Origin of the sequence: Cypionkella aquatica (assembly GCF_030161095.1) — a bacterium.
In the GTDB taxonomy this organism is placed as follows: domain Bacteria; phylum Pseudomonadota; class Alphaproteobacteria; order Rhodobacterales; family Rhodobacteraceae; genus Cypionkella; species Cypionkella aquatica.
The window spans coordinates 401,783-415,901 of sequence record NZ_BSPP01000010.1 but is presented as its reverse complement, the minus strand read 5'-3'; the positions used below and the strand labels follow the sequence as shown (position 1 = coordinate 415,901).

Below are 14,119 nucleotides of genomic sequence, written 5' to 3'. Positions count from 1 at the left end.
CCAAGGGGATTAGAATTTCAGGCCTTCGGCGCCGAAATACTTCTCAATCAGCGCGTTCAGGCTGCCGTCGGCTTTCATCGCCTTGATCGCGGTGTCCATCTTGCCTTTCAGCTCGGTATCGGACTGGCGCATGCCCAGACCCACACCGCCGCCAATGGCAACATCTTCGCCCACGAACATCAAAGCGCCGTTGGATTCGTCTGCGAAGGGGCGCAGGTAGTCTTTGTCGGCGAAGACGGCAGCGGCTTCACCATTGCGCACTGCGGCGACGGTTTCATCGGGGGTGGGGAATTCCAGCAAAGTTGCGCCCGATTCTGCGACATAAGCCGCCTGAATGGTGCCGACTTGTGCCGAAACCACGCCGGTTTTCACATCGGCATCCGCAGCGGCGGCAAGGTAGGCCGAGGCGGCTGGCGGGTAGTAGTTGTCGGAAAAGGTGATGACTTTGGAGCGTTCATCGGTGATCGACATGCCAGCGATGATCACATCGTAGTTGCCCGATTGCAGGTTGGGGATGATGCTGTCCCATTCGTTGGTGGTCCAGGTACATTCCAGTGCTGCGCGCTTGCAGATCTCATCGCCGAATTCACGCTCAAAACCAGCGACTTCACCCTTGTCGTCGATGAAGTTGAAGGGAGGGTATGCGCCCTCGGTCGCCAGACGCACCACATCAGCGGCGGCAAAGCCTGCGGTCAGCGCCAGCAGGGTGGTGGCAAGCAGTAGTTTTTTCATGGTCGTCTCCCAGTTGGTTATTGGTGGTTTCTTAATGGTTTGGGTTTATCCCAGACCTAGTGGCTGCCTGCGGACAGGAACCCGCGCAGACGGTCAGTTTTTGGCGCGCCGAACAGGGCGGCAGGCGGGCCTTGCTCTTCGATTTTGCCCAGATGCAGGAAGATAACGTGATCGGATACATCCGCCGCCAGCTTCATATCATGCGTCACCAAAATCATGGTGCGGCCTTCATCGGCCAATGCCTTGATCACCTTGATCACCTCTTGCTCCAGCTCTGGATCAAGGGCCGAGGTTGGCTCGTCAAACAGCAAAGCGCGCGGTTCCATGCACAAGGCCCGGGCAATCGCGGCGCGCTGTTGTTGGCCGCCCGAGAGCATCGCGGGCCAGGCATCGGCCTTGTCGGCAATACCAACTTTCGCCAGATATTCGCGGGCTTTGATTTCAACCTCTTTGGGGTCGCGCTTCATCACCGTGACCGGGGCTTCCATAACGTTTTGCAGGATGGTCAGGTGCGACCACAGGTTAAACTGTTGAAACACCATCGAAAGATTGGTGCGCATCCGGGTGACTTGCGCGCGGTCGGCGGGATGTCGGCCAAGGCCCTGGCCTTTCCAGCGCACGGGTTCGCCCTCAAAGCGGATCTCGCCCTGCTGGCTGTCCTCCAACAGGTTACAGCAGCGCAGAAGTGTCGATTTGCCCGACCCGGATGATCCGATCAGCGACACCACATGGCCGCGCGGCGCCAGCAGATCGACGCCTTTCAAGACCTCAAGCGAGCCATAGCTTTTGTGCAGATCATGGATCGCAATAACGGGTGTCTCGGCAGATTCGGTCACTGTTGGGCCTTGGATTGGGGCAGGTGATCAAATAGGCCGCAGAAATGGTGGCATTGCAACGGGTTTTAGAGTGCATTTTGACAAGGCTTTGAGCGATCTGCCTAAGAACCATGCACATTCTGCGAAGGCGCGGGCGGGGTAGGCACCGCAAGATAGGCGCTGGCCGGAATTGCGATCAGGTCTTTCAGGTGCAGCGTGGTCTTGTCTGCTGGGACAAGTGCGGCGATCGCAGCTTTGGTGACGCGGAAATACAGCGCGGCATCGCGGCCCTTGGCGGTGATATAGGGCAGTACCGGAGTTGGCGGTTCGGTGCGGGCAATTTCGCGCAGATCGGCAGCGAAGTCGTCGTATTCGCACAAAAGCTGCCATGTCAGGGCATCAATCGCAGCCAGATCGGCGCGCGATTCGGCAACCGCAAGGGCAGAAAGCCGATGGCCACCGCTTTGCAGGCTGGGCGGAAAGTGCAAACCATGTGCGCCTGCATGGTTTTGCGGCGCGGCCCAGCCGGATTGGCTGAGCTCTTCGTTATAGGCAAAGGCTGCGCCGGAAAACGCGGCCAAAGTGCTGCGTGGGTCGTCTTTGCGTGCCACGAAAACCGAATTGTAATGGCCGGGCGGGCAGCCGGGCAGGCCGTAATCGGGGGTGCCGATCAGGGTGACTTTGTCGTGCAGGCGGGCGCGAAACGGAAAGCCGCAGGTCTGCGAAAACACCAGATCGGGCGATTGCCAGGCATCCCAATAGGCCTGGGCGCCACGGGTCAGCGCATCGGGGGCAGGCTCGCCCGCAGCGCGCAGGCCGTCGCGGATATTTGCCCAAAGTCGATCATTGGCCGCCGCGGTTTCGGCGCGATCATACATGCCAAGCGAGGCGATCACGGACGATCCGCCTTCTGCCGGGCCTGCGCAGATTCGACATCAGTAAGGCCCAATAGATTGGCCAAAAGCCGCATTTGCTGATCTTCGGAAGCATCGCGCTGGCCATCGGCAAGCGCAACCGACCACAGCGACTCGAGCAAGGCGGCGCGGTCTTCCAGCGGGATTGCGGCTTTCAACGCCCGGGTAAAGCGGACGGTGTCGGGGGCTTGGGTTTCCAAATCCTCGGCTTGCGCGCGCAACTCGGCGGCTTGAAACGGGTCAAGCCCGTTGCGGGTCATCAGGATTTTCTCAATCCGTTCAACCTCTTCGGCGGCGTAAAGCCCATCGGTGCGCGCGACCCTGACCAGCAGGGCGGCAAGCGCCAACTGGGCATCGGGTTCGGCCATGCGGGGCGGGGCGGGAGCCATAAGGCTGCGGAGAATTTCTGCGAACATGGACGCAGGATAGGCCGGGCTTTGGCGCTTGCCAAGCGGTTACGGGACGCGGATTTGCCCCGCGCAGATCGGCACAGCACTGCCTTTGATCCGCACTTCGGCCAGGCCCTGCGGGGTTGCGTCGATCGTCAGGCCGATCTGACTGGGGCGGCCCATCTCATAGCCTTGGTGCAAGGAAAGTTGCGTGGTTCCTGCCGAGATCGCGCCAGAGGCCCACAGTTGCGAGGCCAACAGCGCACTGGCCGATCCGGTCGCTGGGTCTTCAGCGATGCCAGCGGTGGGCGAGAACATCCGGGCCTGATAGTCGCAACCCTCACCGCAGGTGTAGAGATAGGCGCTGTCAACTTCGGCAAGGGCCATCAGCGCGGACCAGTGCGGCTCGTGCGGTTTGGCTTGGCCGAGGGTTTGCAGGTCGCCAACCGGCACATACAGAAAGCGCGGGCCGCCTTGGTGCGTGGCGGGGTGATGATTGGGCAGGCCGATTTGCGCCGGGCTCAGGCCGAGCGCGGCTGCGATCAGATCACGCGGCAGATCGGTTTTCACCGCGAACGGCAGCAAGGGGGCGACAAACTCAGCGGTGATTTTCTGGCCCTGACGGATGACGGTGACCGGCACCAGCCCGGCTTGTTCTTCCAGCGTGATCAGGGTGGTAAAGTCGCCAGTATGATGCGCGCAGGCCAGGTGGATGGCGCAGCCGACGGTGGGATGGCCGGCAAAGGGGATCTCATCGGTGGGAAAGAAGATCCGCACGCGGGCAGTGTGGGCCGGATTTTGCGGCCGCTGCACGAAGATGGTCTCCGACAGGTTGAATTCGCGCGCAATGGTTTGCATTTGCGCCACGCTCAGATCATCCGCGCCCAGCACCACCGCCAGCGGATTGCCGCTAAATGCGGTTTCTGTGAACACATCCAGCGTGTGAAATTCAAGCATTTGAAACCTTTTGGGCTATAGCGCCTTAAACTGCGCTTCGATTTTCGCGGCTTCGTCGGCCAAACCATAGGGCGCGTTGACGATGAACATGCCCGAGCCTTCCATGCGGTGGCCCTCACGCGCAGGCGGGAAGCGGACTTCGGATCGCAAAGCCTCGGGGAATTGCGCAGCCAAGGCTTTCAGCATCGGGCCATGCGGGCCGCCGGTCAGCAGGGGATACCACAGCGCGATGATCCCGACATTCCATTTGCGGTTGATGTTGGCGATATGCTTGGGGATGGCGTCGTAATCGGCCTTCACCTCGTAGCTGGGATCAATCAGCATCAGGCCGCGCCGCGGAGTGGGCGGGGTGATGGCGAGGGCAAGATCGAAGCCGTCTTTCTGGTAGATATGCGCGCTCCACGGGTTCAGGGCGTGGCGCAGGTGTTGGTGTTCTTGTGGGTGCAGCTCGGCCAGATGGAGGGTGTCTTGGTCGCGCAAAGATAGGGCGGCGATCATTGGCGAGCCGGGGTAGGCCAGCGGGCCGTAGCTGGCGCGGATCTCATTCAGTCGGTTGCGGTAGGGGTGCTGGGCGGGAAACCAGCTTTCCGCGATGGCGATGCCTGCCTCGGCCTCGCCGGTTTTCAACGCCTCTTCAGAGCCCAGATCATAGAGGCCGCGGCCTGCATGGGTCTCGATATAGGTCAGCGGTTTGTCTTTTTGGGTGAGGTAATCGAGCATCACAGCCAGCAGCGCGTGCTTCTGGACATCGGCGAGATTTCCGGCGTGGAACAGGTGTTGATAGGACAGCATGGGGGTTTATAGGGCGGGATTTTGCGGGGGGGAAGGGGGTGCGAGGACGGTCCCAACTCGGGACCTTTTTTAGGTAAGGGATTTCAGAGGGTTAGGGTGGTGGAGTTAAGGGTTTGTTAAGGTTTGGCGGCGATTCTTCGTTGAAGCTGACAATGGGTTGGGATGATGCAAGATCGGGCCTTATACGCCATTGACATATACGCCAGTGGCGCGTAGGAAGATGAAGCTGGAAACTGTTATTGAGATGCCGGATTTCCAACGCCGTGCGAAGGCGGCGATGACCGAGGCGGAGCGTTTGGCGTTGATCGATTTTCTGGCGGCCAATCCCTTGGCGGGTGTGTTACTGGGTGGTGGGCTGCGCAAGGTTCGGTTTGCGCGGACGGGTGGTGGCAAAAGTGGCGGGTTTCGGACCATCCATTATTACAAGCCCGAAGTCGGCCCAGTATTTTTGGTGACGATGTTTGCCAAGAATGAGAAGTCCAATCTTTCCGCCAAGGAAATGGAATATCTGATCCAACTGGGCGAAATTCTCGCCGCGGAATGTGGGGAGCGGCAATGAGCAGGGAAGCGTTCAATCGCATCGAACAGGGGCTGAAAGAGGCGCTTGCCTATGCGCAGGGCGCGCGCGAAGGCTATGTGGTGCATGAGGTGGAAGTGCCAGACCCCGAGGTTCCCGCCATCCGTGCCCGCACGGGGCTGTCGCAGGCGGAGTTTGCGCGATCCATCGGGGTGAAGAAAGCGACGCTGTTGAACTGGGAGCAAGGGCGGCGGAAGCCAGATGGCCCGGCGCGGGTGTTGCTGGCGTTGATCGCCAAGGAGCCGGGGATTGTGCGGCGGGTGTTGGGGAAGGGGTGAGTTGTGGCAGGGATGCTATGAAGTAATACTGCTTTGCTATGTTTTTGTCCTTTCAGAATCAATTAGCGGCCCATTTCCATAGTGAAAAGATCGACTACCACGCACCGTTATAAAGTCTTCGAGACCTGGATACGGATGTGCAAACTGACCAATTTCAATCTGCAAGTATTTTGGCTGAATCTCATCCAAAGAATGCTCCAAAAGTGGATCATGTCCGATAGTCAAAGCCCCTTCTTTCAGCCTATATGAACGCGTCAAGCTCTTGCGGACTTGATCACATATAAAGTTTGCGCTTCTCGTAAGCTCCAGAATCAAATCTGCAAGCAGAGTATTGTGATAGGTATATTTTTTTACGAGGTAACTGTGCTGTTCTTCATCCCAAACATCAATCTTATAGAAACGACGAGTCTGTAGAACCTTGTCATCCATACGTGCCTCAGATTTTGAGGAAAATGTGCGGAGAAAGTCTCGCAGAACTAATCTAAAATTTTCAAATGCTTTTTCTATTTGCGGATAGCGAGCAGGCCATACACGACTTGAAATCCATCGTGCGAGTTGCACCAGTTCATCATATCTTTCCTCGCTCATTTTAGGCTGCTCACTCACGAGCCAACTCGACCAAGAATCCCAATATTCAAGTTCGGCCTTTTGTTCCCAATTATCAATTAAACCAGAATAATACTCGTCATCGGCCTGCTTTTCTTTGTCCAAACCTAAGCTTCCGGCTACCCACTCTTCATGCTCTAATTTGGTTTTATGGAGAAACTCACGCGTATAGTAATCAGCTTGTTTGTCAATTTGCGTATGATGGTTTGCGCAGAGAAGTATCAAATTGCCATAAACGTTTCTAGATGAAACTGGAAATAATTTGTCACCCCGCGGTCCCGCATCTTCTTCAGCAACGATATGACAATTTTCGCCTACTAGTGCTTGGTCGTCCGTTTCTGTTGCGTCCATGACCAAGGCGGTTCTGCAATCAGGCATAGAGCATCGCCCAGCCGCCCGGCCCCATAGCATTTTGAGGGTCTTCTGAGAAAAACCCATTTCAAACTTCCTTCCTGCCTACACCAACCGCTCCACATCCTTAGCAGCCCGCACGAAATCCGCGAATAGCGGGTGCGGTGCAAACGGTTTGCTTTTCAATTCCGGGTGGAATTGCACGCCGATGAACCACGGGTGGTCTTTGACTTCGACGATCTCGGGCAGGCGGCCATCCGGGCTCATGCCGCTGAAAATCAGGCCGCAGGTTTCCAACTGTTTGATATATTTGGCGTCGACTTCGTAGCGATGGCGGTGGCGTTCTTCAATCGTGGTGCTGCCGTAGATTTGCGCCACATGGCTGCCGGGGGTCAGTGCGGCGGTATAGGCGCCCAGACGCATGGTGCCGCCTTTGTCGTCGCCGACCTTGCGGGCGACGACGTGGTTGCCTTGGATCCATTCTTTCAAGTGATAGACCACGGGGGTGAAGCGCTTGGCGCCGGCCTCGTGGTCGAACTCCTCGGACCCCGCATTGGCGACGCCGGCAAGGTTGCGGGCGGATTCGATCACCGCCATCTGCATGCCAAGGCAAATGCCAAGGTAGGGGATCTTTTTCTCACGCGCGAATTGCGCGGCTTTGATCTTGCCCTCGGTGCCGCGCTCGCCAAAACCGCCGGGGACAAGGATGGCGTGGAAGTCTTGCAGATGTGCTGCGGGGTCTTCGCGTTCAAAGATCTCGGCGTCGATCCATTCGGCGCGGACCTTGGTGCGGTTGGCCATGCCGCCATGGGTCAAAGCCTCGGCGATCGACTTATAGGCGTCTTCCAGCTGGGTGTATTTGCCGACGATGGCAACGCGCACTTCGCCCTCGGCATGGGTCAGGCGATCCATCACATCGACCCAGCGGGTCAGGTTTGGTTTCGGCGCAGGCGTGATGCCGAACGCATCCAGCACGGCTTGGTCAAGGCCCGCGCGGTGATAGGCGAGCGGGGCCTCGTAGATGGTTTTCAGATCATAGGCGGGGATGACATGCTCTTTGCGGACGTTGCAGAACAGCGCGATCTTTTCGAGTTCACGATCCGGGATCGGATGTTCGCTGCGGCAGACCAGCACATCAGGGGCGAGGCCGATGGATTGTAGTTCCTTGACCGAGTGCTGGGTGGGCTTGGTTTTCAGCTCGCCACTGGCGGCCAAGTAGGGCAGCAGGGTCAGGTGCATCAGGATGGATTGGCCGCGCGGGCGTTCGTGGATGAACTGGCGGATGGATTCAAAGAACGGCAGGCCCTCGATATCGCCGACGGTGCCGCCGATTTCGCAAAGCATGAAATCTACCTCATCGTCGCCGATGCGCAGGAAGTCTTTGATTTCATTGGTGACATGCGGGATGACTTGAATGGTCTTGCCCAGGTAGTCGCCGCGACGCTCTTTCTCCAACACGTTGGAATAGATGCGGCCCGATGAGATGCTGTCGGTCTGGCGGGCGGAGACGCCGGTGAAACGCTCGTAATGGCCGAGGTCGAGATCGGTCTCGGCACCATCATCGGTGACGAAAACCTCACCATGTTCAAACGGCGACATCGTGCCGGGATCGACGTTGAGATAGGGGTCAAGTTTGCGCAGACGCACGGTGTAACCACGGGCTTGCAACAACGCGCCCAACGCGGCCGAGGCCAGACCCTTGCCCAAGCTGGACACAACGCCGCCTGTGATGAAGATATAGCGTGCCATTTGGGCCCCCGTGCATTGGTTAAAACGGCTGTGAAAACGCGAAAAGAATCACAGCACCACGGGAGTCGAGCAATAGCCTAGAGTGGCCCATTGCGCAACCCGACCGCAAGATGCAGTTGCAGCAGCGTGTGGCGCTGCAACAGTTGGTGTTAGTTTGAAGCCGGAGGTGTTGCTGGCGCGGCTGGCGCATCTGCAGGCGCTGCCGGAGCGGTGGCATCTGGCGCTTGCGTGGCCGCAGGCGGCGGTGCCGGGGCGTCGGTGCTGGACGGCGGCAGCAGATCGCCCCCGGCAGGCAGGTTCGATACCGGAGCAGGCGCTGCAGGCTGTTCTGCGCCCAACTGATCAATCACCGAAGCCGTCGAGGCCGTGCGCGAGGCCAGCAGGGTCATGCTGATCGAGGTGATGATAAAGCCGATGGCCAAAATCCAGGTGACTTTGCCCAAGGCGGTCGCGGCGGCACGGCCCGAAATCGCCCCGCCCGAAGCCCCGATGCCAAGCCCGCCACCTTCCGACCGTTGCAGCAGCACCACGCCGATCAACAGCAGGGCGAGGATAAGGTGGATGGTGAGGATAACGTTTTCCATGCGGGACGGGCTTTCTAAGAGGTCGCGGCCTATCTAGGCGGATGCAGTCAGGCGTGCAAGCCCTTCGGGAGGGTCTTGGTCATCCTCTCTGCCTAAATATCCCCGCCGGAGGCTCCTTTTGCCAGCTGCGGATGCCTCCGGCGGGGATATTTGGGAACAGATGAATGGCAAGGACATTGACTATTCTGCGGCGGTGCAGACGGCGGAGAGCTTGTTGCCGTCTGGATCGCGCACGTAGCAGGCGTAGAAATTGGGGCTGTAGCGCAGCCCGGGGGCACCTTCGTCGCGGCCGCCGCTTGCGAGGGCTGCGGCGTGAAACGCATCGACGGCGGCGCGGGTTGTGGCGTGGAAGGCGGGCATCGAGCCGTTGCCGACAGTCGCGGGTTTGCCATCGAAGGGCTGGTTGATCCAGATGAGGGGGTTTTCAGCGCCCTTGGGGCCGTAGCCGATTTCGCCGTCAAACGCGCCGATGAAATGCAGATCGAGGGGGGGGCAAGGTGGCATCGTAAAAGCGCTTTGCCGCGATCAGGTCATTGGTGCCAAGGGTGATATACAGCAACATTATTCCTGCACCTCGTCCACGGTGGCCTGACCGGACAGGCGCTGGCGGATGATGCTCCACGACAGACCGATTCCCAATACCACCGACAAAGCGAAGATACCGAGCCAGAGGTTCAGGGATGGGTTTTGCAGGGTGAGGATTTGGTAGTCGATCAGCACCCAGACCATGGCGGCGACGATTGCTGCCACTAGGATGATGCCGAACGCGCCGATCGAGCGCAACGTGGCACCAATATAGATCATGTACCCGACACCCAGAAGCAGGCCAAGCAGCAGGGTCAGCGGCATTTGGGTCTGCCAATTCGCCTCAGCCCAGCGGGTGAAGTTGAGTTGCGTCGGATTATAGGTGGCCGATAGCAGCAAAAATGCCCCAAGCCAGCGCAGGATAATGCCCATGGTTTCCCCCTTGATCTGGCCTTTGGTGGCGCATCTGCGACAGCCTGTCCAGCGGCCCAATGCGGTTGCGCGTGATTTAGCGGTTTCATACCTGCGCATGTCTCGCTATAGGTCGCGCGGTTTTTCCAAAACGCGAAGGATATGCCGTGGCCAATGTTGTTGTCGTCGGAGCCCAGTGGGGTGACGAAGGTAAGGGGAAAATCGTCGACTGGCTCTCAGAGCGGGCCGATGTGATTGCGCGCTTTCAGGGCGGGCATAACGCCGGGCATACCTTGGTGATTGATGGCAAGGTTTATAAACTGTCGCTGCTGCCTTCGGGCATCGTGCGCGGCGGCAAGCTGTCGGTGATCGGCAATGGCGTGGTGCTTGATCCGTGGCACCTGATCACCGAGATCGAAAAGCTGCGCGGGCAGGGCGTTGATATCACGCCGGAAAACCTGATGATCGCCGAAAACGCCAGTCTGATCCTGCCCGTGCATGGCGAGTTGGATCGCGCGCGCGAAGGCCAGACTGGGGTGGCGAAGATTGGCACCACCGGGCGCGGCATCGGCCCGGCCTATGAAGATAAAGTCGGGCGTCGTGCCATTCGGGTCGCCGATCTGGCCGATGCGGCGACGCTGGAGACGCGGGTGGACCGTCTGATGGGCCATCATGACGCCTTGCGCCGGGGCTTGGGCATTGAACCTATCGACCGCGCCGCGCTGCTGGAAGCTCTGGCTGCGATTGCGCCGCAGGTGCTGCCCTATGCCAAACCAGTGTGGAAAGTGCTGACCGAGGCCCGCAAGGCCGGCAAGCGGATTTTGTTTGAAGGCGCGCAGGGGGCTTTGCTGGACGTTGATTTCGGCACCTATCCCTATGTGACCTCTTCCAACGTGATCGCGGGGCAGGCGGCGACGGGCACCGGCCTTGGGCCGACGGCGATTGATTTCGTGTTGGGGATCGTGAAAGCCTATACCACGCGGGTCGGCGAAGGCCCGTTCCCGGCAGAGTTGTTCGACGCCGATGGCGACCGTCTGGGCGAGCGCGGCCATGAGTTTGGCACTGTAACGGGCCGTAAGCGGCGTTGTGGCTGGTTTGACGCGGTTTTGGTGCGGCAAACCTGCGCCACCAGCGGCGTGTCGGGCATTGCCTTGACCAAGTTGGATGTGCTGGACGGATTTCCGGTTCTGAAAATCTGCGTCGGGTATGATCTGGATGGGGTTCGGCTGGATTATCTGCCGACCGCAGCCGATCAACAGGCCCGCTGCACGCCGATCTACGAGGAAATGGAAGGCTGGTCCGAGAATACCGCAGGCGCGCGGTCTTGGGCCGATCTGCCGGGGGCTGCGATCAAATATGTGCGCCGGATTGAGGAGTTGATCCAGTGCCCGGTGGCGATGCTGTCGACCTCGCCCGAGCGTGACGATACGATTCTGGTCACCGACCCGTTCGCGGATTGAACAGATGGCGCTGAGCTATAAAGCCCGCAAACGCTGGGCCTTGCTGATCCTGCTGGTCGGGATGCCGATCTATGTGGTGGTGGCGGTCAGTCTGATCGACAGCATCGCAAGGTTGCCGATCTGGGCCGAGGTTCCGGCCTATATTCTGCTGGGTTTTGGCTGGATTTTGCCGTTCAAGCGGGTGTTTCTGGGTGTCGGGCAACCAGACCCAGAGGCTACGCACGACACTGATCGAACTTAGCCCGTCACATGATCGGAAAAGATGGTTGAAAATGAAAACAGCCGGAACGTTCCCCAACGTTCCGGCTGTTTTATGGGCGCGAGTGGCAGCCTCGGCCCTGTTCTATGGTTTACAGCGCGATGCGCTTGGCCTCGGCCAGCAAGGGCGAGCGATCGGTGATCGCAAATTGGCCGCGCTTGATCTTGGCAATGCGGCCCTGACGCAGCAGGTTGCCAAAGGCGCGCAGGCTGTCTTCGCGGCCGTGATCGGGTTGCTCGATCATGTTTTCGACCTGCTGCATCACGAAGGGGCGGCTGAATTCCGGGCGGCCCAGAACGTGCGCGCAATAGACCGCTGACGCTTCCAGCAGATCGGCAAGCGAGTTTGCCCCCAGCTTTTCGGCGAAATCGGCAAAGCTTTGACCGTCGGCAAAGAAGTTGCCAGCATCCTCGGCGGTTGCATCAAGATCGTCTTGATCGTCGTCGCCGATCAAGCTGTCTTCCTGCGGCATGGCCTGCATCGCGGCCATACCCGCAGCACCACCGATCCGGCGCGGACGCACCGGCATCACCACGCGCGCGGTCGCGGTCGCGGCGGCGGGGGCTGGGGGTGGGGCGGCTGTTGCGGGTTTCGCACGGTCGATGCGCTGTTCGGAGACCAGAACCAGCGGGCTCAGGCGTTCGGCATTGGCGGCGGCGCGGCTTTCGACATTGGTATCGGCAGGCATGGCGCGCACGACGCTTTCCAGATCGTGACGGTAGATGTCCTGACGATCCGGCGCGGGTCTGCCGGGGTTGGCGGCTTTGATCTGACGCTCGGCTTCGGTGGCGGCAACGGCGGCTTTCAGATGCGAGATCGCGGAATGGCGGCGGCGGCTGTCCTCATCATCCATCGCGGAATTGGTGGCCGCAATCAGGCGGTTCACCGCATCGTCCCCCGATTCGGTTTCCAGCAGTTTGCGGGCCTCGGCCTGCGCTGCGGCATGGGGGTCGACAGCAGGTTCTGCTTTGCTTTCAACAGCATGAGTATCCGCCATCAAGGCAGCGACGGCGTCGGCTGCGGGCGCAATATCGTCGGCCAAGGCGGCGGAGAGGCGGGCATCGTCTTCGGCTTCGTTGGAGGGTTCAACCGCCGCCGGGCGGACAGCAAGGTTGCGCACCGGGCGGTTTGGCCGCACCGCAACCGGCTGTGGGGCTGCTGTGTCGGGGGCAATTTCTGCCTCGAGTGCGGCGAGTTCGGCCTGCAAAGCGGCCTCGGCTTCGGGCGACAGCAGCGAGGTTTGGGGCTGAACCGGAGTTGCATCGGCGCGGCGGATCTTGATAACGCGTGCGCGGGCGCGCTGGATTTTCTCACCTGCTTCGGTCGGCAGCGCTGGCTCTGCATCGCGGGCGATGGTGGCTTCCGGCGCAGCCACTTCTTCGTTTGCTTCGGCTTCGGGAGTAATAGGCGCGACGGCAGGCGTGTTGGTGGGTTCAAGGTCTGCGACCAAGTTGGCCAGCAGAACGTCATCCTCGGCATCATCGTAATCGCCTGAGTCGATCAGGGTCTCGGCAGGCTGCGCGGCAACGGGCTCTGCGACGGCTTCACCGGGCTGTGCCTGATCATCTTCTGCGATCAATGCGCCCAGCGAGGCCAGCATATCGTCGTCAGCATAGGCCGCGGCCTCGGCCAACGGATCATGCGCTGTGGTGTCCGCGCTTGTGGCTTCATCTTGCGCGTCCGAGAAATCTGCGGCGGCAAAGCTTTCGATGTCAAACTCTGCAACAGGCTGCGCTTGGTCCAAGGCCGGGGCGTCTTCCGCTGCGGCATCTTCGATCACGGTTTCTTCGATCAACAGGGCATCGGAGGCGATCAGAGCCGATGCTTCGGGCTGGGCGAAGTTATCCTCAAGACCCAGATCCGCATCATAGACCAAATCTTCGGTGTAGATTTCGTCAGTGCTTTGCGGCGTGACGCTGTCCGCTGACGCCAGATCAAGTGCCGCCAGATCGGCCAGATCTTGTGGCTCGACCTCTGTCGCGTCCTCAAAGGCAAGGACTGATGCATCTGGCTGATCAGCGGCTGCCACAGTTTCGATCAGATCAGCGGGCGCTTGTTCTGCGATTCCCGCAGGTTCTGCGGCGGCCAAAGCGGTGACGCTGGCCAGAATATCTTCGGAATGTTGATCTTCACTATAGGTCTCATCCGCCAAGGCCGCAGCTTCGGCGATGTGCTGCACCGACGGCTCGGCCACGGCTGCGGCGACATCCGGTGCTGCGACAGGCGTTTGGGCCGCCCGCAACCGCGACAAGCGGGCGGCAACGCTTTCGCCATTGCTGTCAAGGCCAGCCGCCGCCGCCACCGCAGGCATCACAGCCGGAGCGGCAACAGGCGCTGCAATCGCAGGCGCAGCAATCGTGGGGGTGTCAGCATCGCCGGCCCGCAAGATCACGCCATTGTCTTGAATTTTAGCCTCGACCCGGCGCTGAATTTCGCGCTCGGCAATCCGGTGCAGCATGGCGGCGTCAGGCGTAGGCGGCTCTGCGCCAAAGTAGCGGTCCTCGGCGGCAAGATCACGGAAATACTCGGCGATGGCCTTCATGGTGTTGAAGGGTTCGTCGAAACCTTCCAGCGTGCAGCTGAAAGTTCCGTAAGATACCGTAAGAATTTTACTTGCACCGATCATCGGGATGCCGCCTTTACAAAGTTCACGTCGTCAACCTGCACTGCGCTTTGTTCAATTCCGTGGACAGAACAGGGTAATTTGAAGGATTGATTGT

16 protein-coding genes are annotated in these 14,119 nt (G+C 59.8%); 4 read left to right on the top strand and 12 right to left on the bottom strand.

The window, feature by feature from the left end:
• Positions 1 to 9 precede the first annotated feature (9 nt).
• From QQJ98_RS14945 to QQJ98_RS14920, 6 genes are all read right to left on the bottom strand, one after another.
• Positions 10 to 732 carry a transporter substrate-binding domain-containing protein gene (locus QQJ98_RS14945; RefSeq protein ID WP_284326146.1) on the bottom strand — a complete coding sequence of 241 codons (723 nt, stop codon included), beginning with the start codon at positions 730 to 732 and terminating at the stop codon, positions 10 to 12.
• A 56-nt stretch (positions 733 to 788) separates the two neighbouring features.
• Entirely contained in the window at positions 789 to 1,568 is a 780-nt protein-coding gene (locus QQJ98_RS14940) for an ABC transporter ATP-binding protein (protein WP_284326145.1), read from the bottom strand.
• Between the two features lie 101 nt (positions 1,569 to 1,669).
• Positions 1,670 to 2,443 carry a phosphate/phosphite/phosphonate ABC transporter substrate-binding protein gene (locus QQJ98_RS14935; protein ID WP_284326144.1) on the bottom strand — a complete coding sequence of 258 codons (774 nt, stop codon included), beginning with the start codon at positions 2,441 to 2,443 and terminating at the stop codon, positions 1,670 to 1,672.
• The gene (locus QQJ98_RS14930; RefSeq protein WP_284326143.1) at positions 2,440 to 2,877 is read right to left on the bottom strand and encodes a tellurite resistance TerB family protein; all 438 of its coding nucleotides are present in this window, start codon (positions 2,875 to 2,877) and stop codon (positions 2,440 to 2,442) included. Before QQJ98_RS14930 ends, QQJ98_RS14935 begins: the two co-directional genes overlap by 4 nt.
• A 39-nt stretch (positions 2,878 to 2,916) precedes the next feature.
• On the bottom strand, positions 2,917 to 3,807 hold the full coding sequence (locus QQJ98_RS14925; RefSeq protein WP_284326142.1) for a PhzF family phenazine biosynthesis protein: 891 nt from the start codon (positions 3,805 to 3,807) through the stop codon (positions 2,917 to 2,919).
• 15 nt (positions 3,808 to 3,822) lie between these two features.
• The gene (locus tag QQJ98_RS14920; RefSeq protein WP_284326141.1) at positions 3,823 to 4,599 is read right to left on the bottom strand and encodes a 23S rRNA (adenine(2030)-N(6))-methyltransferase RlmJ; all 777 of its coding nucleotides are present in this window, start codon (positions 4,597 to 4,599) and stop codon (positions 3,823 to 3,825) included.
• A 220-nt stretch (positions 4,600 to 4,819) separates the two neighbouring features.
• On the opposite strand from QQJ98_RS14920, the gene QQJ98_RS14915 reads away from it, so the two are divergent.
• Both QQJ98_RS14915 and QQJ98_RS14910 read left to right on the top strand, forming a co-directional pair.
• On the top strand, positions 4,820 to 5,158 hold the full coding sequence (locus tag QQJ98_RS14915) for a type II toxin-antitoxin system RelE/ParE family toxin (RefSeq protein ID WP_284326140.1): 339 nt from the start codon (positions 4,820 to 4,822) through the stop codon (positions 5,156 to 5,158).
• Positions 5,155 to 5,454, top strand: coding sequence for a helix-turn-helix domain-containing protein (locus QQJ98_RS14910; protein WP_284326139.1), 300 nt, complete (start codon positions 5,155 to 5,157; stop codon positions 5,452 to 5,454). The genes QQJ98_RS14915 and QQJ98_RS14910 overlap by 4 nt, the downstream gene beginning before the upstream one ends.
• Positions 5,455 to 5,490: 36 nt before the next feature.
• Here the strand turns inward: QQJ98_RS14910 and QQJ98_RS14905 are convergent, their stop codons facing one another.
• The 5 genes from QQJ98_RS14905 to QQJ98_RS14885 form a co-directional block, all read right to left on the bottom strand.
• The gene (locus tag QQJ98_RS14905; protein ID WP_284326138.1) at positions 5,491 to 6,498 is read right to left on the bottom strand and encodes an HNH endonuclease; all 1,008 of its coding nucleotides are present in this window, start codon (positions 6,496 to 6,498) and stop codon (positions 5,491 to 5,493) included.
• Between the two features lie 18 nt (positions 6,499 to 6,516).
• Complete coding sequence (gene pyrG / locus QQJ98_RS14900; protein ID WP_284326137.1) at positions 6,517 to 8,160, bottom strand: CTP synthase; 1,644 nt, start codon at positions 8,158 to 8,160, stop codon at positions 6,517 to 6,519.
• Between the two features lie 149 nt (positions 8,161 to 8,309).
• Positions 8,310 to 8,744 (bottom strand): preprotein translocase subunit SecG, encoded by a 435-nt coding sequence (secG, locus tag QQJ98_RS14895; RefSeq protein ID WP_284326136.1) that lies wholly within the window; start codon positions 8,742 to 8,744, stop codon positions 8,310 to 8,312.
• Between the two features lie 180 nt (positions 8,745 to 8,924).
• Positions 8,925 to 9,248: a VOC family protein gene (locus QQJ98_RS14890; protein WP_284326135.1), complete on the bottom strand. Its 324-nt coding sequence runs from the start codon at positions 9,246 to 9,248 to the stop codon at positions 8,925 to 8,927.
• 57 nt (positions 9,249 to 9,305) lie between these two features.
• Positions 9,306 to 9,701 carry a DUF6524 family protein gene (locus QQJ98_RS14885; RefSeq protein ID WP_284326134.1) on the bottom strand — a complete coding sequence of 132 codons (396 nt, stop codon included), beginning with the start codon at positions 9,699 to 9,701 and terminating at the stop codon, positions 9,306 to 9,308.
• Positions 9,702 to 9,847: 146 nt separating this feature from the next.
• Between QQJ98_RS14885 and QQJ98_RS14880 the strand changes: the two genes are divergently transcribed.
• Both QQJ98_RS14880 and QQJ98_RS14875 read left to right on the top strand, forming a co-directional pair.
• Complete coding sequence (locus QQJ98_RS14880; protein ID WP_284326133.1) at positions 9,848 to 11,140, top strand: adenylosuccinate synthase; 1,293 nt, start codon at positions 9,848 to 9,850, stop codon at positions 11,138 to 11,140.
• 4 nt (positions 11,141 to 11,144) lie between these two features.
• Positions 11,145 to 11,381 (top strand): DUF2842 domain-containing protein, encoded by a 237-nt coding sequence (locus QQJ98_RS14875; protein WP_284326132.1) that lies wholly within the window; start codon positions 11,145 to 11,147, stop codon positions 11,379 to 11,381.
• A gap of 109 nt (positions 11,382 to 11,490) precedes the next feature.
• On the opposite strand, the gene QQJ98_RS14870 is transcribed toward QQJ98_RS14875, so the two are convergent.
• Complete coding sequence (locus tag QQJ98_RS14870) at positions 11,491 to 14,025, bottom strand: hypothetical protein (protein WP_284326131.1); 2,535 nt, start codon at positions 14,023 to 14,025, stop codon at positions 11,491 to 11,493.
• Positions 14,026 to 14,119 lie beyond the last annotated feature (94 nt).

Bases quoted from the DNA above. Each gene is read 5' to 3' on its own strand.
- QQJ98_RS14945 (WP_284326146.1), bottom strand. From the start codon at position 732: ATGAAAAAACTACTGCTTGCCACCACCCTGCTGGCGCTGACCGCAGGC.
- QQJ98_RS14930 (WP_284326143.1), bottom strand. From the start codon at position 2,877: ATGTTCGCAGAAATTCTCCGCAGCCTTATGGCTCCCGCCCCGCCCCGC.
- QQJ98_RS14925 (WP_284326142.1), bottom strand. From the start codon at position 3,807: ATGCTTGAATTTCACACGCTGGATGTGTTCACAGAAACCGCATTTAGC.
- QQJ98_RS14920 (WP_284326141.1), bottom strand. From the start codon at position 4,599: ATGCTGTCCTATCAACACCTGTTCCACGCCGGAAATCTCGCCGATGTC.
- QQJ98_RS14915 (WP_284326140.1), top strand. From the start codon at position 4,820: ATGAAGCTGGAAACTGTTATTGAGATGCCGGATTTCCAACGCCGTGCG.
- QQJ98_RS14910 (WP_284326139.1), top strand. From the start codon at position 5,155: ATGAGCAGGGAAGCGTTCAATCGCATCGAACAGGGGCTGAAAGAGGCG.
- QQJ98_RS14905 (WP_284326138.1), bottom strand. From the start codon at position 6,498: ATGGGTTTTTCTCAGAAGACCCTCAAAATGCTATGGGGCCGGGCGGCT.
- pyrG (WP_284326137.1), bottom strand. From the start codon at position 8,160: ATGGCACGCTATATCTTCATCACAGGCGGCGTTGTGTCCAGCTTGGGC.
- secG (WP_284326136.1), bottom strand. From the start codon at position 8,744: ATGGAAAACGTTATCCTCACCATCCACCTTATCCTCGCCCTGCTGTTG.
- QQJ98_RS14890 (WP_284326135.1), bottom strand. From the start codon at position 9,248: ATGCCACCTTGCCCCCCCCTCGATCTGCATTTCATCGGCGCGTTTGAC.
- QQJ98_RS14885 (WP_284326134.1), bottom strand. From the start codon at position 9,701: ATGGGCATTATCCTGCGCTGGCTTGGGGCATTTTTGCTGCTATCGGCC.
- QQJ98_RS14875 (WP_284326132.1), top strand. From the start codon at position 11,145: ATGGCGCTGAGCTATAAAGCCCGCAAACGCTGGGCCTTGCTGATCCTG.
- QQJ98_RS14870 (WP_284326131.1), bottom strand. From the start codon at position 14,025: ATGATCGGTGCAAGTAAAATTCTTACGGTATCTTACGGAACTTTCAGC.